We start from the raw sequence: 20,982 nt of genomic DNA, 5'->3' as shown, positions 1-20,982 counted from the left end.
ATCTACTACGCTACCGGGCCAGTCGCCGGCGGGAAACGTGTGCCTGCCCATTTGCCGGGGCGGGCTCAGCCGGAGACCGCGCGCAGCTGGCCGGGGCAGCGGCCCGCCAACACGTCCAGCGCCGCGGCCGTGGCCTCGTCGGCGGGCAGGTGGACGATGAGCTGCTGGTCGTCGTCGGCGGACAGGTCGAGGGTTTCGTAGGCCAGGCGCAGCGGGCCCGCCGTCGGGTGAGCGAGCCGGGTGATGCCCGTGGCCGCGGGCAGGCTCGGCACGCTCTCCACCCGCCGGGTGAACTCGTCTCCCGCGATCACGGTGAGTTCGTCGGTGAGGTGCGCGATGGCGGGGTCGGCGCGGAACGGGCCGTGCTTCAGCATCGCGACCCGCTGGTCGGCCACGTCGTCCCAGTCCGGGTAAACAAGGCGGGCGCGCGGGTCCGCGAAGACGAATCGCGCGAGGTTGGCCAGGGGGTCGTCGTCAGCGCATCGCCCATACAGCTGAACCCGGGGTCGGCGGACTTGGTCAGGCGGTGCAGGTGGATGCGTTCGCTCGGCGTGAGCTGCAGCGCGTCGGCAAGTGCGGAGAGAACCGGCGGCGAGGGATGACGATCACGCCCCTGTTCCAGCCGGGTGATGTATTCGACACTCACCCCAGTGAGTGGCGCATGCCAGTACTCCTTGCGACCTTCAGGTGGCTGTATCGATTCGAGGCAGCAGTGTGACCGCCGCGACCGCGGATCGGACGAAGTCGTCCTCCTGGAGCGTCTCGGGCACGAGTTGCGCCTGTTGTGCCAGCCCGGTCATCCACGCCGTCAAGATGAGGGCGAGATGTCGAGCCTGGTCGTTGGTTGTGCGTGGCCCGATGAGGTCTTCGGTGATCGCACGATCGGTCAGCAGCTGTGCGAATCGTGCATGGTCGCGCGCGCTGGCCGTTTCGCCCAGTACGGAACTGACCGACGGGTCACGCAAAACCGTACTGAGAAGCTCCATTTCGAATGCGAAAGCCTGGCGCGCCAGCGGCGCGGTCGCGGCGCGGAACCATGCGGCGCCGATACCATGCAGCACCTGTTCCAACGACAGCTCCGGATCCTCCAGATCGGCTGTTGCAGCGATGAGTTCGGCGCCGAGCCGTTCCACGACCGCCACGAGCAGTTGTTGCTTGCTACCGAAAATCGAGTAGATCGAGCCAATCGTCACATCGACGCGGTCGGCGATATCGTCCAACCGTGCCGCCGCGTAACCTTTGGCCGCGATCTCGGCGATCGCGGCATCGATCAACGACTCCCGTTTTCGTTGACGGGTTTCGGCCCGGGTCAGGCGCATCGGCGTCCTCGTCCCTTCTGCTGAGAGCTTGGTCCAGCCGACATTACGGCCACCTACACCGGCCGTTGATCGCGCAACCGAGTCACCGCCGTGATGACGGACGATGCCTGGATTGCGACCAGTCGATTCGGTGGAACCAGTTCCCCGGGTGCATCGCGTTCGATCTCAGCGCACCACCGATCGAAGACGGCGTCGAAACGCACGCTTTCGGCGTGAAGTTCGGGCGATCCGGTGCGGGTGGCCTCCTCACGCAGCAGCCGAGCGAGCGGGCCGGCCATGCGTAACCGCAGCATTGCCGACCAGCCGTACAGGTCGGTGGCAACCTCGGATCGGGTGGCTTTCCGATCGGGCGCGCGGGCCGCACGCTTGGCCGCGGCCGTGGCTCGCGCTGCGGGAATGGACGCTTCGACCAAGGCATGGAAGGGGCTGGTCCGGCTCAGCAGGCCGCCCATCCGCGCGAGCACATCGGTGGCGGTGTCGGCGATTTCCTGGGCTGACGCCGCGCATGCGGCGTTCAATTCAGCCACCGACATCTCGGAGCCGGTGTGGTCGGCCAGGCGCGGGTCGGTCCACAGCGGCAATTCGCTGACCAGGTACGCGCCGCCGTACTGTCCGGCGTAGTGGCCGCTGCTGCCGCCGGACAGCGACAGCGGATCCTCGCCGCCGGCCGCAATCGCGCCGCACATCTGGTCGAAGCTCGGCATCCGGAAGATGCCTTCGGCCAGCAACTCCGCACCTGGGGCGTCGGGTTCGCCTCGGTACAGCGGCAATCCGTTGCCGGTGATGTGCCTGGTCAGCGAGTTCCAGTAGTCACTGTCGCCGCCGCTGACGTAGGCGAATCCGCCGCTGAAGTCCGCGTTGTGCAGCGAAGCCACCAGCGCGGGGCGAGTGGCGTCGATCAGTGTCATCAGTGCCTGGGTCTCCGGCAACGGCCGGCCGATCGCGGTGCCCCGCCAGTTCATCGGGAAGGTCCACTCGGCTTGCAGATCAGAGGGCGGCCGGTAGAAGTGCCGCGCCACAGTGGTGCGCGTGAACGGGCCACCGAACCAGCCTTCGCCCAGCCGCGTGGCGTCCGGATCCACCAGCGGGACGAAATTCCAGGTCGCTTCCAGCGAAGATGTCAGCGACTCGTCGGCGGCCAATCGGCTCAGCAGGTGACGGGTGGTGGCCAAGCCGATCGGCTCATTCGAGTGTGGACTACCGAGCACAAGTATCGGGCGCGGCCCGGATCCGATGCGCACGTTGCGAATCGTCTGGCCGCTCCGGGAGCGGCCGATCTCGGTGACCAGCACTCGGCCAGGATGGTCCACAGCCAGCCGGTCGACGAAGGTGTTCATCTCCTCGGCGGTCGGAAATGCCGAGATCGGCGGTACCGACCCGATGATCTCGGCGATCTCGCCGGTTCCTGCCCGGACCGCGTCACCATTGCCGGCATCGATGCGAGAACAACCGGCGACAGCAGCCATCGCGCCGAGCCCGAACAGCCGTCGACGGTTCATTTCCACCATGGGGTATCAACCTCTCGAACCCAATCCATAGTGAAAATATACATATAGTTTGACTATGCATTCGGGAGTTCGACGTCGGTCAGCGGCGCACGAGATCGCGAATCGCGGCAGCAACCGAGCCAGGGTCCTCCTCCGCCATGAAGTGACCCGCGTCGACGGTGACGTGGTCCAGATCCGGTGCCCAGTTCGACCACAGAGCCGCGGCCTCGTATCCGAGTGCGGCACCCCAGTCCTGCTGCATGACCGTCACAGGCATCGTCAGCCGGATACCTGCGGCACGGTCCGAACGATCATGCTCGACATCGACTGTCGCCGAAGCGCGGTAGTCGGCCACGATCGAAGGGACGGCCTCGCGGCTTGCCTCGAGGTAGGCCGCGCGCACCGAGTCGGGAATCGCGGATGGATCCTTGGTCCACTGGTCCAGGAAGAAGGCGAAGAACGCGTCGGCGCTGGCGGCGATCATCTGTTCGGGCAGGCCAGGTGGCTGCGCCATCAGGTACAGATGGAATCCCACGGCGGCGCTGGCGCCGTGCAGCACGTCCCACATGTCCAGCGTGGGTAGCACGTCCAGGCACGCGAGATGACTGATCGTGTCGGGGTGGTCGAGGCCTGCTCGGAAGGCCACCAGTGCGCCACGATCGTGTCCGGCGAGCGCGAAACGGTCGTGGCCGAAAGCTTTTGCCACGGCGATGATGTCGGCTGCCATGGTCCGCTTCGAGTAGGTGTCGGGCCCAGCTTCGACCGGTTTGTCGCTGGTGCCGTAACCACGCAGGTCCGGGGCCAAGACGGTGTGGCCCGCTGCGACCAGGTCGGTGGCGACGTGCCGCCACATCAGGTGGGTCTGCGGAAAACCGTGCAACAGCACGATCGGGGTTCCCGAGCCGGCGACGGCGACGTTGAGAGCTATGTCGTCGGCCACGGGGACCCGGTGGTAGTCGAATCCGGGAATGGTTCGAGTCATCGTGCGAGCTTCTTTCGTTCGGAGGTGCACGCCCTGAGGGGCTTTCGGTGCCGGGCGATGGCGGCGCAACCGCCCGGCACCCGATCGGCTAGAGCGCAGTTGTGGACTGGAAGTCCGGGATCATGTCGTTGACCCGGTTCGGTGCTGGTTACTTTCGAAGAGCCTTACCCCCAGTAGGCGTGACCGCGAACCACGTCCCGCCGACGCCTTGACCTAGCAGGTCACCAGGGGTTTTGTCCTTCGAGAAGTAGTAGACGGGCCAGCCACCGATGGTGATTTGGCAACTGCCGTCGCCACGTTCGATGAATCCGACGAGCTGCGGATCGACCCCGGCCGCGAATACTGATTGCCCACGAGCGACCGTCAGTGGTGGCCACGTCGCGGCGCACTGACCGGTACACGTAGACGTCGGCGGTGTGTTGGTGTCCTTGTCGAATCGGTACAGCGACCGGCCGCTGCCGTCTGAAACGTACTGTCCGATATCGGGATTGCTGGTCACGGCGAGTTGCACATGCACCGCGCCGGCCGGGGCGATACCGCTGAAAATCTGCAACCAGCCCTGCGTCTTCGCCAGTGTGGGCGGCCGAGCGTCGGCTGTTGGCGGCACGGCGGCCGGGGACGGCGCAGCTGGCGTCGATGTCGTCGGCGAGGTCTCCGTCGCCGTGCTGCTGTCGCAAGCGCTCAGCAACCCGGCAAGCGTGATTGCAACGAGCATGGAACGCTGGAATCGACTGATTGTCTTCATGTTTCGGACCTCCTCAGGCTTATCCGGTCGAGCAATAAGGCAAGGACTTCATCTGCTGGCTTCATAGCGGCGATCCTGGCCGCCATCTGGGACGCCGCCACCGCGAACGACGGGGTACCCAGGACTCGAGCAGCGGCAGTACCTGCCTGGCGGGGATCTTGGATGACCACCGCAGCTCCCACCGCTGCCGCGCGTTCGGCATTGAGCGGCTTGTCCAATCCCAGCGGCAGGATGACCATCGGAACAGCCGCACCCAACACCGAAAGCACTGTGCCCGCACCTCCGGAGGTGACCACCACATCAACCCCATCCAGCAGGTACCGCATGGGCACGAAACCGGTCACGTGGACTCGGCTCGTGTCGACGGACTCATATCGGTACTGGCGTCGGCCCCGGTACGGCGCTGCACTTCGGCCAAGGCCTCCCCCAGCGTCGCACCGGCCGAGAGCACCTCGGCGGGAGCGACGACGTCCGCGACGGATCCGTGGGTCAGAAAGGCGGTGACGTGCCCGGCCCGGCGGGCCGCTCTCTCGAGCGGGACCAGCGGCAGCAGATGGCCATGAGCGGGCGTGCTGGAGAACAGAATTCGCATGTGCATCACTGCGTCGGTTCCGGCAAGAAGTCCAGTAGCAGCTTGTTGACTTTGTTCGGTGCCTCGAGTTGCATCCAGTGGCCGATGCCGTCGAGACGTTCATATCGCCACGACCCTTTGACGTATTTCTCGTTGCCGAGCATCGATTGCTCGGTAAGGAATGCGTCGCCGCTGCTCCACACGCCCATCATCGGCGCGAGTACCGGTGGTAGGACGGGCGGATCGACGAGGAACTCCGGTCCGGCTCCGGTGCGGTACAGCCCCAGGCTGGTGCTCAGCGCCCGCGGGTCACGCATCCGTTCGATGACCTCGAGCAGGTCCGGATGACTCGCGAGCCACTGCCGGGTGTTGGCGAAATCGTCTTGGGAGAGCCAACGTTCGGCGATGCCCAAAGACTGGAACAACAGGAAGTACCAGGACTTCTCGCGTTGCGGCAGGCCCGCGTCCACGACCGCCGCCGCAGTTCCGACCCACAGGGTGGTGAGGCTGTCGACCCGCTCGGGATGCAGCCCCGCGAGCAGCACCGACAGCGAGGCACCCCAGTCGTGTCCGATGACGTGGGCGTGCTGCACGTCCAGGTCGTCCAGCACACCCACCAGATCCGCGACATACTCGGCGAGCTCGTACTGCGCCAGTTCCGTGGGTTTGTCCGAGGACCCGAACCCGCGCAGATCGGGGGCGATAGTGCGATAGCCGGCGGCGTTCAACGCCGGCACCTGGTAGCGCCACACGGCGTGGGTATCCGGATAGCCGTGCACCAGCAGCACATCCGGGCCCGAGCCGCTGACCTGTACCTGCAACTCGATGCCATTGGTTTCGATACGCACTACTTCGCTCCGATCACGGCGAGCAGCTCGGCACGGGACGGGCCAGGCTGTGGGTATCCCATTGCGCCGCCGCCGAGTTCGCTGATTCGATCGAGTACACCGGGGCGCGCCAGCGCTTCCTCGGGGCTGCTCAGCCCGGAACCGATGTCGCCGAAAGCCCGCAGTACATCGGGATCCCTCAGCTTCGCGGCCTCCACCACTTGCCGCAGGTTCCAGTCCGGATCCTCGGTTCGGTAGGTGACGCCGTTCTGGTAAGGGATGGCCTCGATTTCCAGGTCGATCTGCGCGAGCCGGTGCAGATCCCAGGAGGCCGAGGCCTGCTGGGCGGGTCCGAGAATGCTGTTGGTGATCTCGTCGAACCGAAGCGCGAGCTTCTCCCGATCGTCGAAGCCGACCTCGCGCACCACATCTCTCAGCAACAGGCTATGGGACATCCCCATGGTGAGGCCGAACCCGAAGGTGGGATTGGTTGTCGCCCACGCATCTCCGATACTGAGCAGGCCGGTCGCCACCGGCTTGCCGTCGACGACGAAACTCCGATGCCGGGCCTCCATCCCGGACATCGCCAGCACCCCGGTGATCGGCTCGCCGTGAGAAGCCCAGTGCGCCATCCCGGGATACAGCGCCGCGACCCGCTGCCAGACCTCCGGATCGCTCAAAGCCCGCATCGCGCGGTCCTTGACGGAGACGAACAGGGCCAGTGCCCAGGTGCCCGCATCGCCGGGAACGGTGGTCAGCCCCAGACTGTCGTGGTGCTCCAACGGCCACGCCGCCTGCGCCGGGTAGGAACCGTCGGCCGAGCGGAAGTACCGGCTGTAGGCCAAGAACCCGGTCTCGTGCTTGTCCAATACCGGGGTGACCGCGCCGACGTCGGTGAGCATCTTGCTCGCGGGAGAATTGCGGCCCATCGCATCGATGACCAGATCAGCGTGGATTTCCTCGCCTTGCGCGGTCCGCACGCCGGTGATGTGCGGGATCGCGGCGACTGCCTCGGTCAGGAATCCGGCGATCGCGGTGTCTCGGCGCACGCTGACTCCCGCCCGCACGGCGGCATTGCCGAGGCCCTGCTCGATGATGGGCCGACGAGCGGCGAGGGTGTCGAACCGTTCGTCGCCGGGCTTGCGGCCGCCGATCGCGGCCAGATCGAAGGCAGCGTCGAGCATGTTGTGTGGCCGCGCACCCAACGCCCGTAGTTCGGCGAGCGCATCGGGTAGTTCGCGGGAGAGCACCTGATACCCGCCGGGCAACAGGAGATGCGGATGCCGGAACTGATTGACACCCGGTCGACGCCACTGATCCCAGGCCTGCTCGGCATCGGAGCCGGGCCCGCCGGAATCCTTGTCCAGCAATGTGACTCGATGACCTTCGCCAGCCAGCAGCAGCGCCGCGGTCGTGCCGATCGGCCCGCCGCCGAGCACTACCACGTGCATCGGCCGGCCATTTTCGGTGGTTCGCATGATGGTTCCTTTCGACTCTTCGGAGCAGGTCGGATGCAACTCTCGGCGGGAATAGCGCTCACTTCCCAGACCGGAAACTGCTCAATCGCGCTGAACGTCCGGCGGTGCCGCGTGGCCCTGCACGCGGCACCGCATCGACATCGGCGGGGTGATCAGGAAACGGCGCCCGCAGCGTCGACGATGACCTTGGCCACGGCGTCGGGCTGGGAGACCGTGAGCGCGTGCGAGGCGCCCGGGATCTCGACGGTCGCGCGGGCCCTGGCGCGTTCGGCCATGAACCGGTGCGCGGCAACCGGGATGTTGTAGTCGGCATCGGGGTAGACGAACCAGGACGGCAGGGCCTTCCAGCTGGGCGCACCGGATTTGCCGTTGAGCGCGCGATCGTTGAGCGGGCGCTGGGTGCGGGCGTCTAGGGTGGCCTGCGCGTTGGGTACGTCGGCGGCGAACTGCTTCTGGTACTTCTCGGGCTGGATGTAGAGATCGGTGCTGCCGTCGACGAGGACGACCTTGTTCAGGGTTTCGCCGAGGGTGCTACCCGGGAACTTGCCGGACAGCTCGCCGATGGTCTCGCCCTCCTCAGGGGCGAAGGCGGCCACGTAGACCAGGCCCCTGACCTTGGGGTCATTGATCTGCGAAATGACCTGCCCGCCATAGGAATGCCCGACCAGCACGACCGGCCCGTCGATGGAGGCGACCACACCGCGGACAGCGTCGGCATCGCCCTGGACGCTGCGCAGCGGATTGCCGACCGCGATGTTGGCCAGGCCCTGCTGGTTCAGCCGGTCGATGACGCCGTTCCAGCTGGCGGATTCGGCGAAGGCGCCGTGGACCAGGACGATGGTCGGCTGCACCGGGGTGGGTTCGGCGACGGCGCAGCCGGAGCCGGCCAGGGTGGCGCTCAGGCCAACGGCGGCGGCGGCGATCTTGGCGGAATTGGTGATGGGCATGGCGAATTCCTTTGCTGTGCAGGGTATTTCGTGGCGATTTCAAAGTTTGGGGGAAGTCAGTTCTTCAGGAACTCGAGCAGGTCCGCTTCGAAGGCGGTCCGGAATTCGCCGTGCAGCCCGTGCGCGCCGCCGGGGTAGACGCGCAGGGTCGAGTTCTTGATCAGCTCAGCGGATTTCACCGCCGAGTCGTGCAGCGGGACGATCTGGTCGTCGTCGCCGTGTGCAACCAGCACCGGTACATCGATGCGCCGCAGATCCTCGGTGAAGTCGGTCTCGGAGAACTGGGTGATGCACTCGTAGGCGGCGCGGACTCCGGCCTGCATGCTCAGCCGCCAGAATGCGCGGCGCATCCCTTCCGACGCCGCCACACCGGAGCGGTTGAAGCCGTAGAAGGTTTCGCTCAGATCCCAGTAGAACTGCGAGCGATCGGTGGCGACGCCGGTGCGGATGCCGTCGAACACCTCCATCGGGGTGCCCTCGGGATTGGTCTCCGACTTGACCATGACCGGCGGCACCGCGCCCAGCAGCACGGCCCTGGCGACCCGGCCACTGCCGTGGCGGCCGAGGTAGCGGGCGACCTCGCCGCCGCCGGTGGAATGTCCGACGAGTACGGCGTCGCGCAGATCGAGCGTCTCGATCAGCTCGGCCAGATCGTCGGCGTAGCGGTCCATGTGGTTGCCGTCCCAGGTTTGGGTGGATCGGCCGTGGCCGCGGCGGTCATGGGCAATCGCGCGGTAACCGTGTTCGGCGACCAGGCGGGCCTGGTCGTCCCATGCGTCGGCGTTGAGCGGCCAGCCGTGGCTGAAGACGACCGGCTGTCCGACGCCCCAGTCCTTGAAGAAGATCTCGGCCCCGTCTGTGGTGGTGAATGTCGATGTCATGGCTGGGAAATTACGAAGCCGGGCACCCCTGCCGTATCCGTCGAACGACTGCATCGGCGACTGCGTCGCGTTGTCGAACCACGACGGTTCTGCCAGTCGCCCAACGCCGATTCGATCGCTGCCAACGCCGATTCGAGCACTGCTGGACAGCCGAATGGGCTGGCAAGTGAGCAGCTTTCGCCGTGATCATGGGCTTCTACCCAGAGTGAGGAGTACAAGGCGGTGTCGAGCACGGAGATGACGTTGTTGCGGCTTTCGATACTCGGACCAGTGCAGGTGTGGTCCGGAGAGGATCCGGTAGCGATCCAGCAGCAGAAGCCGCAGACGCTGCTGGCGATGCTGGCCCGGAACGCGGGCCGGGTGGTGTCGATCGACGAGCTGATCGATGGCCTGTGGGGTGTGGACGACAGTCCTGATGCGGCGGTCGCAGCCATCCGGAATTTCGTGTGGTCGGTGCGCCGGCAGCTGGCCGTCCACGACGGTCGCCCCGACGCCCTGGTCTCGGTGCGTGGTGGCTACCGCCTTGCGCTGCCGGTCGATACCGATGCCGATGCCGCCGAACGGCATCGGCACGCGGCGGAAATGGCGCGCGCCGCTGGCGATCTCGCGGGTGCAGACCGAGAAGCGCTGGCCGGGCTGGCATTGTGGCGTGGCGATCCGCTGTCCGGGGTGCCGGGGCCGTGGGCGGCGGTGGAGCGTGCGCGGCTGCGGCGGCTGCGGCGCGGCCTACAGGAGTCTGCTGTCGAAAGCGGCTTGGCGACAGGTGAATTCGACCGTGCGATAGCGGAGGTCGAGGCGTTGCGGATCATCGATCCGCACTGCGAGCGATTGACAGCGCTGATGATGACGGCCCTGCACGACAGCGGCCGCCGGACCGAGGCGCTGGCGGTCTATCTGGACGCCAGGCAGCGCCTGGTGACGGATCTGGGCCTGGAGCCGAGCGCCGCGCTGGCCACACTGCACCAGCGCATCCTCACCGACGACATCGCCCTGCACCGCTGCGCGACCTGCGCCTGCTGACCACGCACGGCCGCCTACTCGTCGTCGCACCCGGCGTCGAGCAATCGCAACGTCCCAGCGAGAATCACCGCGCCGCCCCCGGCAGGCACGACCACGGCGCGCACGACGCCGTTGGGGAAGTCGGCGATCTGCGCGACCACGGCGCCGCTGCGCTCGCGCCAGGTGCTGAAGAACAGACCGGGGCGCAGCTCCACCATGGCGTTTTCGACGGTTTCGCGATGACCCGCGTCGGGGCCCTCCAGCACCGTGATCGTCAAGCGGGTGGGGGACTCGTACCGCAACATGGCCACGTAGTCATCCATATAGGCGAGGAAGCAACTACCGAATATCCGCAGCGCCATGACTAACCCCGTTCCTCGGTGGCGTACGGACCTGCCCCCGATTCTGCCGGGACGTGAGCGTCGACGTCATCCGTCACATGACTGTCGCGCGCGGTGTCGCGTCTAGCCTTCCGCGACCGCGTCTCTCAGCTGGGACCGCGCGGTGACGCCGAGCAGCGGGAAAGCCTGGTACAGGTGGCTGCCGACCGTCCGGTGCGACAGATACAGCCGCTCACCGATCTCCCGGTTGGTGTAGCCCGCCGCGGCGAGCTCGACAATCTGCCGGGTGCGAGCGGGCAGGTCGGCCAGCGCGCCGCGGCGGACGGGTTTGGGATTCGATCCCGCCGCGCGCAGTTCGGCGCGGGTCCGTTCGGCCCACGGCGTGGCGCCCAGTCGTTCGAAAGTTCGCAGAGCGTCGCTGAGTATGGGCCGGGCCTCGGCGATCCGGCGGGCGCGACGTAGCCATTCGCCGAATTCCAGCTGGGTCTGCGCCTTTTCGAACGGCCATTGCTCGCCCACCGCGTCGCCCAGGGCGGCCTGGAAATACTGCTCGGCGTCCGCGCCTGCGGCGAGCAGGGCGCGCGCACGGTCGAAGATCAGTCGCAGCCGCGGCGACGGGCCCGCGGCAGTGGCGGCCACGGCATGGCCGAGCACGGTCCGCGCATCCTCGGTTTGGCCGGTCCGGATGGCGGCCGCCGCCAGGTCCGCGACGTAGTAGGCGGAGAGGCCGTAGTGCAGAGGCGCGCCGCTATCGTCGAATGTCTTTCGCAGCCACGTGAACCCGGCCCGGTGGTCACCTTCGGCGATCGCCGCCATCGCGGCGACCCAGTGGGCCTTGACGGTCAGCTCGCTGGTGCTCGCGGGATCCGGGATGTGGGCGAGGATGTCCGCGGCCGAGGTCGACGCGCGGGCCGTATCGCCGCGCAGCGCGGCGATAGCGGCCTGGGTAAACCGGCGGAACTGGATCGACAAGAGTGTGCCGTTGTCGTCGCCGATCTTGGCGACGGCGCGTTCGGCCTCGTCCCAGCGGCCGGTGTAGAAGTACGCGGTGCCAAGGTAGGCGGCCATCATTCCGCCGAGCAGCACATGGGCGTCGGTGCGTTCGGGGTAGGCGACCGCGTTCAGCAGGCCCGCCGCCGTCGCGGTCTCATCGAGCCGCAGGCAGATCCGCGCGAGGTGGAAACTCAGTGCGGTGTGCTCCTGCTGCGCGGCGATCAGGTTGGTCAGGCTCGCGCGGGCGGTCTCGGCGAATCCGAAGGGATCCACCGCCACCTGCATGTCCAGCCGGTATTCCGCTGGGATCCAGTCGATATCGCCCATGGCGCGCAGGCTGCGGGCGCGATGTTCGGCGCGGCCCGACAGATAGGTGCCCTCGCCGACGATGGTGAGGGCGGTCAATGTGCCCGCGTCGTAGGGCACGGCGTTGTCCAGCACGGGTGTGAGCAGCAGGAAGGCCCGATCCAATTCGAGGTCCTGGATCGCGGCGATGCCGCGCCACGACCTGGCGATGGCGTCCTCGAGGGCTTCGTCGTTCTGCGCGACGAGCTCGCCCGCGCGGGCGGCGAGTGTCGTTGCCTGCGAGACCATTCCGACGGCGAAGAACTCGATCGCGGCGTGGAACAGCCGGCGGCCGTGATCTCGGACGCCGGGAGTGAGCTGGGCCGCGCGCACAAGGCCGGTCGCGCCCTCCGCCAGCGCGCCACGACCCCAGGACCGCGTCGCGGCCTGCTCGATGATCTGCGCGACCTCCTCGTCCGGCTCGACGGTCGCCACCGACAGGTGCCAGGCGCGGCGGACGATGTCGTCGGACAAGGCCTCGGCGAGGTCGAGATGTACCTGTCTGCGCACCGATGCGGGCGCGGCGCCATAGATCGCCGATCGAACCAGGGGGTGGCGGAACTCGATGCGGCCGGGACCCACCCGAATGAGTCCGGCCTCTTCCGCGGGCCGCCAGACCTGCGCGCCCGCCGGCGGGAGCACCGCTTTCCCCACCGCCTGGTCGGTGCTGTCCGCGGCGGCGCTGACCAGCAGTGCGTGCCGGGTGTCTGCGGGCAGCGTCGCGACTTGCGCGGCGAAAGCCCGGATGAGCCGATCGGTGACGGGAATAGCCGGAGCGAAGACGTCGGCATTGCGCATGGCCCTGGGCAATTCGTGCAAGGCGAGCGGGTTGCCTTCCGCCGCGGCGAGCACCCGATCCCGCAGCGCGCCGTCCGGTGCATCGGGCAGCAGGTCCAGCACCTGCTGCGCTTCGAGCGGCCCGAGCGACGCCAGCAGGATCGAGGGAAGCGCGTCCTCGAACTCGTCCGGCAGCCGTTCACCCCGGCAGGCGGCGAGCAGGGCGATCGGTTCGCCCTCCAGCCTCCGGGTCAGGAAGGCCAGCAGAGCGCGGCTGGCTGGGTCGAACCATTGCAGGTCGTCCAGCGCGATCAGCAGCGGCTGCTGTTCGGCCAGGTTCGACAGCAGCGTCAGCACCGCCATATTGAAGATCATGCGATCGGGCGCGGCGGTCTCGTCACCGAAGCCGAAGGCGTTGAGGAGCGCGGACCGCTGCCGGCTGGGGAGCGCGTCTGCGTGGTCGAGGAGCGGGAACAGCAACTGGTGTAGTCCGGCGTAGGCGAGGTCGGCCTCGGCGACGCTGCCCCGGGCGCGCAACACCCGCGCACCGCGTGCGATGGCATCGGTGATAGTGGCGTCCAGCAGCGCGGACTTGCCGATTCCCGCCTCGCCCAGTACGGCGATCACCGAGGGGCCCGCCGTGTGCGGGGATAGCGCCTCTGCTATCCGGGACAGCTCCTGGTCGCGGCCGACCAGCATTCCCCGCATTGCGCGCCCTCTCCGTCTCTCCGATGCTGGGAAACATCCCAATTGGTCGGCTTATGCCGTATCGATTGGACCTTATCCGAATTCTGCCCTGATCTGGCTGTCGAAGTCGTCTGACGGATACCGGGGCGATGCCCGGTCACGTACGTTCTTCCGGCCGCGCACTCGGAAACGGAGTACCGCACCATGCAAGCAATGGTGCCGCGAGCACTTCCGGCGGCGGATCGTCGGGACCGGAAGTGGGCAGTTTCTGGTCTGGCGAATGAGCTTCGGCGCGGCGGACAGTGGTTGGCCTACCGGCTCGGAGTGAGCCGGTCAGGCGCCACCAGGAGGCCACATGTCGAATTCGCTCAGCGTTCTCGTCGTCGGCGCGGGAATCGCGGGGATAGCTGCCGCTACTGCGCTGGATCGTCGCGAATTGTCGGTCGACATTGTCGAGCGACGGACGCAGAGCCCGGCCGGGACCGGACTCTTCTTGCCGGGCAATGCTGTTCGGGCACTGACTGAACTCGGCCTCGGTGCTGCGCTGGACGCGGACGCCGCGCCGATCCGCGCGCAGCGACTGCTGGACCATCGGGGTCGCAAACTCGCCGACATCGACATGGCCGATCTGTGGCAGGGCGTGGGACAGCCCGTGGGCATTACCCATGACCGGCTCCGGTCGGCCCTCGTCGACAATCTGGGCCTGTCCATCCAGGCGGGTGTCACCGTGCGCGCGTTGACCGAGTCCGAATCCGGTGTGGAAGTGTCGTTCAGCGACGGGAGCAGCGGTCACTACGACGTCGTGGTCGGGGCCGACGGGGTGCACTCCGAGTTGCGGCGCATCGTGAATCCGGACGCCGACGTGAGCTATGCGGGTCAGGTCTGCTGGCGGTTCGTCACCGGTAACTCCGCGGGTATCGACAGCTGGACCGTGTGGCTGGGACGCGGGACGACATTCCTCGCGGTGCCGGTCGGCAAGGATCGGCTGTACTGCTACGCCGATCTGTCGACGCCCGAACCGGCTGCGGCCGGAGCACAACTGGCCGAACACTTTTCCCACTTCGACCATCAGGCCCGCGACCTGCTCGCGGCGCCGGAGGCCACCGACGCCTATATCTCCGTCATCGAGGAAGTCACCGACCCGACGTGGCGGACCCGGCGCGTCATCCTCATCGGTGACGCAGCGCACGCGAGTTCACCCAATATGGCCCAGGGCGTGGCGATGTCGGTCGAGGACGCCCTCGTCCTGGCCGAATCACTCTGCGGGAGCGGCGAAATCGAGCAGCGGCTGGAGCAGTATCGGCAGCGGCGGCTTCCGCGCACCCAGTGGGTGCAGGCGAGGGCGCGGCGGCGCGACAGCACCCGCGGCTCGGCCCCGGTCATTCGTAACCCGGTGCTGCGTCTGGCCGCCTCCCGAATCTACGCGCGCGACTACGGACCGCTCCGCGCTCAGCCGTGAGCCACACCGAACTGTTTGCTGCTCAGTATCTTTCGAAAGAGGAACTCGAATGACTGTCGTCTTCGTCCACGGCGTCCCGGAAACCGCCGCCCTGTGGGACAGCCTGCGCGCCCACCTCGACGGCGACAGCATGGCACTGTCGCTGCCCGGCTTCGGGAGCGTCAGGCCGGAATCGTTCGCCGCCACCAAGGACGCATACGCGGACTGGCTGGCCGCCGAACTGCACCGAATTCCGGGCCCTATCGACCTGGTCGGCCACGACTGGGGTGCCCTGCTGACCTACCGCATCGTCACCAAATACGTTGTTCCACTGCGCAGTTGGGTAGCCGATGGAGCGGCCATCATGCACCCGGACTACCGCTGGCACGAGCTGGCCCAAACCTGGCAGACCAGCGGCGCCGGCGAGGAATTCGTCCGGCAAGCGACCGGTATCGACACCCGCATGGGCAACGCCATCCTCGATCTCTACCGCTCCGCCACCCCCAATCCCTACCGCGACTGGGGGCCCGACCTCGAGCGCTCCACCGCGCCAGGACTAGTCATCACCCCGCTACAAGACCCCTACGACGACTACCAACCGGCAGCCGAAATCGCCCGGCAACTCGCGGCAAACCACTACCTGATGCCAGACGCGGGCCACTGGTGGATGGCCGAGCACCCGGCGGCAGCAGCCGAAGCGCTGCAAGACTTCTGGACGTCACTGTTTCCCCCTCACGGACCCGGGCTTTCCTGGTGACTTCGCAGCCTCGTGGCCGTTCAGCTCCTGATGCCAGAGCAGCTCACTCATCCGCTCCACGGCGGTGCCGAGATGGCGTCGGTAAGTGCTGAACGGCAAGCCCAGCAGCTCCGCCGCCACCTCCTGGGTGGGCGCGCCCCTGAAATAGGCGACACTGACAGCCCGATGCAACTTCTCGCCACCGCGCTCGTTCAGCAGTGACTGCGCCGCGTCGGTGAGCACCTCGCTCAGCGACTTGCCGCTCTCTTTCACCAGCCGGCTCCGGTTGAGCGGATTGTCGCCGAGCGCAACCGGTCTGCGCAATGTGCGCAGGGCGTCGCGGATGGCCGAGTCGAACTCCGGACGAGACAGCACCACCAGCTCGGCGGGGCCGCGAACCGGCCCATCGGCCATGGAGGCGCCCGCGAGCATAGCGGCGGACTTCTCCTCCAGCCACGGACCCGGTGGTTGCGTGCGCCAGTCGTGGGCGAACAGCGCGTATCGATGGGCGCCGACGACCGGCGGAGAGTCGATAGGCAGCATATTGATATCGCCGAGGTGCGCGTCCCAGGAGCCGTCGTCGCGCATGACGACGAAGGACCAGGCGAGCCGCTCACCACGAATCATCTCACCGGTGGCACGCCACTGGGCAAGGGTGGTCGCTGCCGCCGCCCGCTGGTAGGCGGTGGCATCGATGGTGAAGCGAGCCAAGGCCAGGTATTCCCCCGACCGCAACGGACCGTTGGCCCGCGCGTATCGCCACGCTGCCGCGACCACTGGATCGACCTCCAGCCCGATGGGATCGGCGACTTCGAGCCAGGCGGAGAACGCGCAGAGTTCACCGGTCTGTGTGGCGAGGTAGACGCGGAAGGCCTGGGGCTGATGGTCCAGCCAGAATGCCGCGATCGCGGCCGATTCCTCTCCTTCGTGGCGTCGCACCAGCTCCAGCACCTGCTCGCGTTGCGACTCGACGTACGGATGGTCCTCGACGAGCCCGACGTCGCGCCAGACATTGAATTCCGAGATCTGCCGGTCGGTGCGATACAGGAAGATCAACGCACCGGTCGCCTGCAGCAGTTGTGACTCCGGAACCGAACGCAGTTGCGCCAGATGCACTTCCCGCATCTGGTGATGCATCTCGGCGAACCCCTCCGGGTCCCGCCACTTCAGATCGGCCTCCAGCGCCTCCCGCACCACATCGTGTGGAAACAGCCCGGCGGCGGTGGATTCGATGAACGGCTGCACCCGCAGCCACGCGAACAACTCCGTTGCCCGGTCACCGAATGCCGCGCGTAGCAACGACTCCGAGGTGACATAGGCGTGTGCGCAGACCTCGAGCGCCCGGCGGTGCTCGGGGCTGGGTGTGCTGCCTATCAATTGGCGCAGTAGCGTCGCGATGGTGTTTTGGCTCGGGCGCCAATCACCCTTCGGGGCACCGTCTTTCACCACCACGACCGCCGCCAATGCCAGTGCGAGGGGGTTGCCGCCGGTGAATTCGAGCACGGCCTGCTGCGCACTGGCCGGCACGCGCCGGGCGTGCAGAAACTCCGCGGCCTCCTGCGGAGCGAGATTCCGGAGCGCAGTGACCCACAGTAGATCGACCCACCCGGGGTCGGAGGTCCACAACAGATCCGGCTCGGCCCGCCCGGCAACCGCCACCACCGCGCCGACCGGCAACTGCGGCAGAAACCGCTCCCACAACCAGCCCTCCAGCCCTTGGCACTTTTCGAATGTATCGATCAGCAGCACCACCCCTGGCTCATGCAGTGCGGGCCCCGCAGCGGCCAGGAACCCCTCGGGCGTGGGAACCACCGACCGGCCGTCGATTTCGACTACGGGACGGCCGGCCTGATGCGCCAGCCCGGCGAATATCCGCAACAACGTCGACTTCCCGATGCCGCCCGGCCCATGTAAGTAGTGCACGGGCCGGGCCTCGGACGTCCCGGCGAGTGCCGCGGCGAACCACTCGAGTTCGGCACGCCTACCAACGAAAGCCCGGTCCCGCCCGGCGGCCAAGGTGTGCGCCAGCCTCGATGGTGTTCGTGTGGTGTCTGTCGGCATGCCGACGAATGTATGAGGCCACGGCGGGTATCGAATCAGTCGAACGACTGTGCCGCACCTGTCCCAATGCTCAGTCAATGCTGATCGGCGTTGGGCAGGCGCGCCCTCAGCGGCGTGAGCGGATAAGCAAAGGCATCTGAAGTCGGGTCGAGTCCCGCTGGGTGTGATTCAGCCCGAGACCGCACGCAAAGCACCTGGATGGCGGCCCGCGAGCTTGTCCAAAGCGGTGGCACTGGCCTCGTCGGCCGGGAGATAGACGAACAACTGCTGGTCATCATCGGCGGGAAGATCAAGGGTTTCATAAGCGACGCGCAGCGGACCAGCCTCGGCGTGTTCGACGCGGGTGGTGCCAGTCGCGGCGGGCAGGTTGGGCACCGTAGCGACACGGCGCGTGAATTCCTCACCGGCAACGATCTCGAGTTCATCAGCGAAAGCGGCAGTGGCCGGATCATTGCGGAACGGCCCCTGCTTGAGAGCAGCGACCTGCTCGTCGGCAACATGTTCCCAATCCGGATAGAAGTCCCGGGCCCGGGAGTCACCGAAAACGAACAAGGCCAGATTGGCCGTGGACGGATCGTCGAGCACACCCGTCGGTGCCATCAGACGGTGATAGCCCTCGGTGTAGGCCAGAACATCGCTGAGACGGTTCACCACCACCGCGGGAGCCGGTTCCATATGGTCGAGGATGGCGCGGACCGTGGGACGAACCGTGCGGGCCGGGCCCGCGGCACCCATGCAACTGAAGCCCGCATCAGCCGCTTTGGTCAAGCGGTACAGGTGAATACGCTCGCTCGGGGCGAGATGTAATGCGTCGGCGATAGCCGAGAGCACCGACGGCGACGGGCGACGATCGCGCCCCTGCTCGAGACGAATAATGTACTCGACGCTAACCCCAGCAAGGGTCGCGAGTTCGGCACGACGCAAGCCGGGTGTGCGGCGTCGCGGCCCCGCCGGCAAACCGACATGGGCAGGCGTCACCGCCTCTCGCCGGCTGCGCAAGAACAGGCCCAACTCGTTGTCGCTCACCCTTGGAACGGTACAAGCGGAGCCCGCCGCGAGGGTGGCCCTGGCGCTACCACTCTCCCCACGGCCTAACCAGTCCCGCGCGTTCCGCAGCAGATTGAGACACAGCGGCCGCACCGGCCGCACTCGATTCGCAAGGAGAGCAAACATGTCATCACTCAAGCTCGCGGTGATCATCGGCAGCGTCCGCGAGGGACGGTTCGGTCCGACGGTGGCCGCCTGGTTCGCCGAACAGGCCGCCCGGCACGGCGGCTTCGAGGTGGACGTGATCGATCTGGCCGACGCGGACCTGCCGCTCGCACTGCCCGCGGCCCCGCCCGCGCTGGAGCCGAACCCGCCGCGGCCCGCGGGCATGCTCGATCTCAGCGCGCGGCTTGCCACCGCCGACGCGTACGTCATCGTCACCCCCGACTACAACCGCAGCTACCCGGCCGCGCTGAAGTCGGCCATCGACTGGCACTTCACCCAGTGGGACGCCAAGGCGATCGGATTCGTCGGCTACAGCGGAGGCAGCGGCGGGCTGCTCGCGATCGAGCACCTGCGGCAGGTCTTCAACGAACTGAACGCGCACACGGTCCGCGAGTACGTCTCGTTCCCGCGCTACTACCTGCTCTTCGACGAGACGGGTCGGCTGCACGAACCGGACGAGCCCGCGGCCGCCGCGCAGTCGATGCTCGACCGGCTGCACTGGTGGTCCGCCGCGCTGGCCGCCGCGCGGACGGCGTCGGTCGCCGCCTGAAGGGCGCTTCCCCCTTCCGGCCGAGTTCGTCGTGAGACTCCGACCGCCTGTGCGGGCTATCGACGGACTACGGCCGCCGCCTCCACCAGGTGCGCGCCCCACCTTCCGCCAGGGCCATGCACGGGCGGCGACGGAGTTCGTTCGACAGCGTCTATACGGCGTACCTCCGCCTCCACTGGCCGTCCGGGCTGTCGGCGCGTTGCCTCCGGCGCTGTCGAGTAGACGCACCGCTGCATTCGCTCGGGCTGTCTGCGAACTACGTTCAGCTCTGTCCACTAGGGTTTGCTGACGTGGCTGCACACTCCTCTGACCTCGAACTCGCGTTGCGGCTGGCCGACGCGGCCGACACGATCACCAAGGCGCGATTCGGCGCGTTGGACCTGAAGGTGGACGCGAAGCCGGATCTGACGCCGGTCTCGGACGCCGACCTCGCGGTGGAGCGGGCGATACGCCAGGTGCTGGCGCACGAGCGGCCGGAGGACTCGGTGCTCGGCGAGGAGTTCGGCGGCGACGCGGAATTCAGCGGGCGCCAGTGGGTGGTCGACCCGATCGACGGCACCAAGAACTTCGTGCGTGGTGTGCCGATCTGGGCCAGCCTGATCGCGCTGCTGGAGGACGGTGTGCCGGTGGTCGGCGTGGTGAGCGCGCCCGCGCTGGCGCGGCGCTGGTGGGCGGCGGCGGGTTCGGGCGCCTGGTCCACCTTCCATCCCGGTGCACCCCACCCGATCTCGGTGTCCGCCGTCGCCGCGCTCGACTCCGCCAGCCTGGCCTTCTCCAGCCTGTCCGGCTGGCGCGAACGCGGCATGCGCGAGGACTTCCTCGCGCTCACCGACGACGTGTGGCGGGTGCGCGGGTACGGCGACTTCTTCAACTACTGCCTGCTCGCCGAGGGCGCGGTCGACATCGCCACCGAACCCGAAGTCTCGCTGTGGGATCTGGCCGCACTCGACATCCTGGTCCGCGAGGCGGGCGGGGCATTCACCTCGCTGTCCGGCGCGCCGGGCCCGCACGGCGGCGACGCCGTCGCCACCAACGGCCTGCTGCACGAGGCGGTGCTGTCCCGCTTCGCGCGCTGACTAGGCGAGCAGCTTCTCCATCAGGACGACGCGGTCGGTGCCGTGGAACTGCGGCGGCAGCGTCGTCTCCCGCAGCTCGATGAAACCCTGTGCGGCGTAATACTTCCGGAGTGCCCGGTTGTCCGCGGCGGTATCCAGGCGCTGCCGGTCGAGCCCGCGCGCACGGGTACGTTCGGCGCAGAACGCGAGAATGCGCGCGCCGAGGCTGCGACCACGGTGGCCGGGCGCGACCATGAGTCCGTGCACGTACCCGGCCTCGATCTCGTCGGCGCCCCAGAAGTCGGGATCGTGCCAGACCAGCCGCACGGCCGCCACCACCTCGCCGGTCGGCTCGCGCTGCACGTACCACTCGCCCCGCGCCGCCTCCCGCGCGAGAGTCGCCACAGGGTATTCGCCGGGCAGCCACTGCGCGATGCCGTTGGCCACCATCCAGCGCGCCAAGCGGTCGCGGAGCGCGATGAGGGCGGCGGCGTCGGCCGTGGTCGCCGGAACCATCCCGAGGGGTTCGAGCGCTGGGGAATCCACCATGG

22 protein-coding genes are annotated in these 20,982 nt (G+C 67.6%); 5 read left to right on the top strand and 17 right to left on the bottom strand.

What is annotated here, in order from left to right:
* Positions 1 to 65: 65 nt before the first annotated feature.
* The 12 genes from NL1_RS36655 to NL1_RS17235 form a co-directional block, all read right to left on the bottom strand.
* Positions 66 to 464, bottom strand: a complete 399-nt coding sequence (locus tag NL1_RS36655; RefSeq protein ID WP_307623028.1) for an MmyB family transcriptional regulator — start codon at positions 462 to 464, stop codon at positions 66 to 68.
* Positions 368 to 646 carry a helix-turn-helix domain-containing protein gene (locus NL1_RS40040; protein WP_307623012.1) on the bottom strand — a complete coding sequence of 93 codons (279 nt, stop codon included), beginning with the start codon at positions 644 to 646 and terminating at the stop codon, positions 368 to 370. Before NL1_RS40040 ends, NL1_RS36655 begins: the two co-directional genes overlap by 97 nt.
* Positions 647 to 683: 37 nt before the next feature.
* Positions 684 to 1,319: a TetR/AcrR family transcriptional regulator gene (locus NL1_RS17280; protein ID WP_084510693.1), complete on the bottom strand. Its 636-nt coding sequence runs from the start codon at positions 1,317 to 1,319 to the stop codon at positions 684 to 686.
* Positions 1,320 to 1,372: 53 nt separating this feature from the next.
* Positions 1,373 to 2,827: a M14 family zinc carboxypeptidase gene (locus NL1_RS38760; protein WP_067840590.1), complete on the bottom strand. Its 1,455-nt coding sequence runs from the start codon at positions 2,825 to 2,827 to the stop codon at positions 1,373 to 1,375.
* A 79-nt stretch (positions 2,828 to 2,906) separates the two neighbouring features.
* A complete protein-coding gene (locus NL1_RS17270) occupies positions 2,907 to 3,788 on the bottom strand; it encodes an alpha/beta fold hydrolase (protein ID WP_067840588.1) in 882 nt (293 codons plus the stop codon).
* A gap of 148 nt (positions 3,789 to 3,936) precedes the next feature.
* Positions 3,937 to 4,533 (bottom strand): hypothetical protein, encoded by a 597-nt coding sequence (locus NL1_RS17265; RefSeq protein ID WP_067840586.1) that lies wholly within the window; start codon positions 4,531 to 4,533, stop codon positions 3,937 to 3,939.
* A complete protein-coding gene (locus tag NL1_RS38190) occupies positions 4,530 to 4,877 on the bottom strand; it encodes a glycosyltransferase (RefSeq protein ID WP_067840584.1) in 348 nt (115 codons plus the stop codon). Before NL1_RS38190 ends, NL1_RS17265 begins: the two co-directional genes overlap by 4 nt.
* A complete protein-coding gene (locus tag NL1_RS38185; RefSeq protein WP_162272747.1) occupies positions 4,874 to 5,125 on the bottom strand; it encodes a hypothetical protein in 252 nt (83 codons plus the stop codon). Before NL1_RS38185 ends, NL1_RS38190 begins: the two co-directional genes overlap by 4 nt.
* Positions 5,126 to 5,130: 5 nt before the next feature.
* Positions 5,131 to 5,952, bottom strand: a complete 822-nt coding sequence (locus NL1_RS17250) for an alpha/beta fold hydrolase (protein WP_067840580.1) — start codon at positions 5,950 to 5,952, stop codon at positions 5,131 to 5,133.
* Positions 5,952 to 7,409 carry an NAD(P)/FAD-dependent oxidoreductase gene (locus NL1_RS17245; protein WP_084510692.1) on the bottom strand — a complete coding sequence of 486 codons (1,458 nt, stop codon included), beginning with the start codon at positions 7,407 to 7,409 and terminating at the stop codon, positions 5,952 to 5,954. Before NL1_RS17245 ends, NL1_RS17250 begins: the two co-directional genes overlap by 1 nt.
* Positions 7,410 to 7,561: 152 nt before the next feature.
* Positions 7,562 to 8,356, bottom strand: a complete 795-nt coding sequence (locus NL1_RS17240; protein WP_067840578.1) for an alpha/beta fold hydrolase — start codon at positions 8,354 to 8,356, stop codon at positions 7,562 to 7,564.
* Positions 8,357 to 8,412: 56 nt separating this feature from the next.
* Positions 8,413 to 9,237 (bottom strand): alpha/beta fold hydrolase, encoded by an 825-nt coding sequence (locus NL1_RS17235; RefSeq protein ID WP_067840576.1) that lies wholly within the window; start codon positions 9,235 to 9,237, stop codon positions 8,413 to 8,415.
* A 222-nt stretch (positions 9,238 to 9,459) separates the two neighbouring features.
* On the opposite strand from NL1_RS17235, the gene NL1_RS17230 reads away from it, so the two are divergent.
* Positions 9,460 to 10,257, top strand: a complete 798-nt coding sequence (locus tag NL1_RS17230) for an AfsR/SARP family transcriptional regulator (protein WP_156094905.1) — start codon at positions 9,460 to 9,462, stop codon at positions 10,255 to 10,257.
* A gap of 14 nt (positions 10,258 to 10,271) precedes the next feature.
* Here NL1_RS17230 and NL1_RS17225 read toward each other — a convergent pair whose 3' ends face one another.
* Together NL1_RS17225 and NL1_RS17220 are read right to left on the bottom strand one after the other, a co-directional pair.
* Entirely contained in the window at positions 10,272 to 10,598 is a 327-nt protein-coding gene (locus NL1_RS17225; RefSeq protein WP_156094904.1) for a MoaF-related domain-containing protein, read from the bottom strand.
* 102 nt (positions 10,599 to 10,700) lie between these two features.
* Entirely contained in the window at positions 10,701 to 13,400 is a 2,700-nt protein-coding gene (locus NL1_RS17220) for an ATP-binding protein (RefSeq protein ID WP_084510690.1), read from the bottom strand.
* A 334-nt stretch (positions 13,401 to 13,734) separates the two neighbouring features.
* Here NL1_RS17220 and NL1_RS17215 point away from each other — a divergent pair, with 334 nt between their 5' ends.
* Both NL1_RS17215 and NL1_RS17210 read left to right on the top strand, forming a co-directional pair.
* Positions 13,735 to 14,838 (top strand): FAD-dependent monooxygenase, encoded by a 1,104-nt coding sequence (locus NL1_RS17215; RefSeq protein WP_067840568.1) that lies wholly within the window; start codon positions 13,735 to 13,737, stop codon positions 14,836 to 14,838.
* A gap of 49 nt (positions 14,839 to 14,887) precedes the next feature.
* Positions 14,888 to 15,574: an alpha/beta fold hydrolase gene (locus tag NL1_RS17210; RefSeq protein WP_067840567.1), complete on the top strand. Its 687-nt coding sequence runs from the start codon at positions 14,888 to 14,890 to the stop codon at positions 15,572 to 15,574.
* On the opposite strand, the gene NL1_RS17205 is transcribed toward NL1_RS17210, so the two are convergent.
* Both NL1_RS17205 and NL1_RS17200 read right to left on the bottom strand, forming a co-directional pair.
* Complete coding sequence (locus NL1_RS17205) at positions 15,536 to 17,614, bottom strand: ATP-binding protein (protein WP_067840566.1); 2,079 nt, start codon at positions 17,612 to 17,614, stop codon at positions 15,536 to 15,538. The two genes, NL1_RS17210 and NL1_RS17205, sit on opposite strands and share 39 nt — an antisense overlap.
* 168 nt (positions 17,615 to 17,782) lie before the next feature.
* Positions 17,783 to 18,640 (bottom strand): helix-turn-helix domain-containing protein, encoded by an 858-nt coding sequence (locus tag NL1_RS17200; RefSeq protein ID WP_067840564.1) that lies wholly within the window; start codon positions 18,638 to 18,640, stop codon positions 17,783 to 17,785.
* A 145-nt stretch (positions 18,641 to 18,785) separates the two neighbouring features.
* Here NL1_RS17200 and NL1_RS17195 point away from each other — a divergent pair, with 145 nt between their 5' ends.
* Positions 18,786 to 19,376: an NADPH-dependent FMN reductase gene (locus tag NL1_RS17195; protein WP_067840562.1), complete on the top strand. Its 591-nt coding sequence runs from the start codon at positions 18,786 to 18,788 to the stop codon at positions 19,374 to 19,376.
* A 290-nt stretch (positions 19,377 to 19,666) separates the two neighbouring features.
* Positions 19,667 to 20,452, top strand: a complete 786-nt coding sequence (gene hisN / locus NL1_RS17190) for a histidinol-phosphatase (protein ID WP_067840560.1) — start codon at positions 19,667 to 19,669, stop codon at positions 20,450 to 20,452.
* Here the strand turns inward: hisN and NL1_RS17185 are convergent, their stop codons facing one another.
* A complete protein-coding gene (locus NL1_RS17185) occupies positions 20,453 to 20,980 on the bottom strand; it encodes a GNAT family N-acetyltransferase (RefSeq protein ID WP_245673346.1) in 528 nt (175 codons plus the stop codon).
* Between the last annotated feature and the right edge of the window lie 2 nt (positions 20,981 to 20,982).

Origin of the sequence: Nocardia lijiangensis NBRC 108240, from assembly GCF_001613045.1 — a bacterium.
Taxonomy (GTDB): domain Bacteria; phylum Actinomycetota; class Actinomycetes; order Mycobacteriales; family Mycobacteriaceae; genus Nocardia; species Nocardia lijiangensis.
The sequence above is the reverse complement of the archived record's forward strand: the minus strand, read 5'-3'. Positions and strand labels throughout refer to the sequence as shown.

Coding starts and splice junctions, on each gene's coding strand:
- NL1_RS17245 (WP_084510692.1), bottom strand. CDS start 7,409: ATGCGAACCACCGAAAATGGCCGGCCGATGCACGTGGTAGTGCTCGGC.
- NL1_RS38185 (WP_162272747.1), bottom strand. CDS start 5,125: ATGCGAATTCTGTTCTCCAGCACGCCCGCTCATGGCCATCTGCTGCCG.
- NL1_RS17240 (WP_067840578.1), bottom strand. CDS start 8,356: ATGCCCATCACCAATTCCGCCAAGATCGCCGCCGCCGCCGTTGGCCTG.
- NL1_RS17225 (WP_156094904.1), bottom strand. CDS start 10,598: ATGGCGCTGCGGATATTCGGTAGTTGCTTCCTCGCCTATATGGATGAC.
- NL1_RS17205 (WP_067840566.1), bottom strand. CDS start 17,614: ATGCCGACAGACACCACACGAACACCATCGAGGCTGGCGCACACCTTG.
- NL1_RS38760 (WP_067840590.1), bottom strand. CDS start 2,827: ATGGTGGAAATGAACCGTCGACGGCTGTTCGGGCTCGGCGCGATGGCT.
- NL1_RS17185 (WP_245673346.1), bottom strand. CDS start 20,980: ATGGTGGATTCCCCAGCGCTCGAACCCCTCGGGATGGTTCCGGCGACC.
- NL1_RS17215 (WP_067840568.1), top strand. CDS start 13,735: ATGTCGAATTCGCTCAGCGTTCTCGTCGTCGGCGCGGGAATCGCGGGG.
- NL1_RS17280 (WP_084510693.1), bottom strand. CDS start 1,319: ATGCGCCTGACCCGGGCCGAAACCCGTCAACGAAAACGGGAGTCGTTG.
- NL1_RS17220 (WP_084510690.1), bottom strand. CDS start 13,400: ATGCGGGGAATGCTGGTCGGCCGCGACCAGGAGCTGTCCCGGATAGCA.
- NL1_RS17210 (WP_067840567.1), top strand. CDS start 14,888: ATGACTGTCGTCTTCGTCCACGGCGTCCCGGAAACCGCCGCCCTGTGG.
- NL1_RS17270 (WP_067840588.1), bottom strand. CDS start 3,788: ATGACTCGAACCATTCCCGGATTCGACTACCACCGGGTCCCCGTGGCC.
- NL1_RS17195 (WP_067840562.1), top strand. CDS start 18,786: ATGTCATCACTCAAGCTCGCGGTGATCATCGGCAGCGTCCGCGAGGGA.
- NL1_RS17265 (WP_067840586.1), bottom strand. CDS start 4,533: ATGAAGACAATCAGTCGATTCCAGCGTTCCATGCTCGTTGCAATCACG.
- NL1_RS17235 (WP_067840576.1), bottom strand. CDS start 9,237: ATGACATCGACATTCACCACCACAGACGGGGCCGAGATCTTCTTCAAG.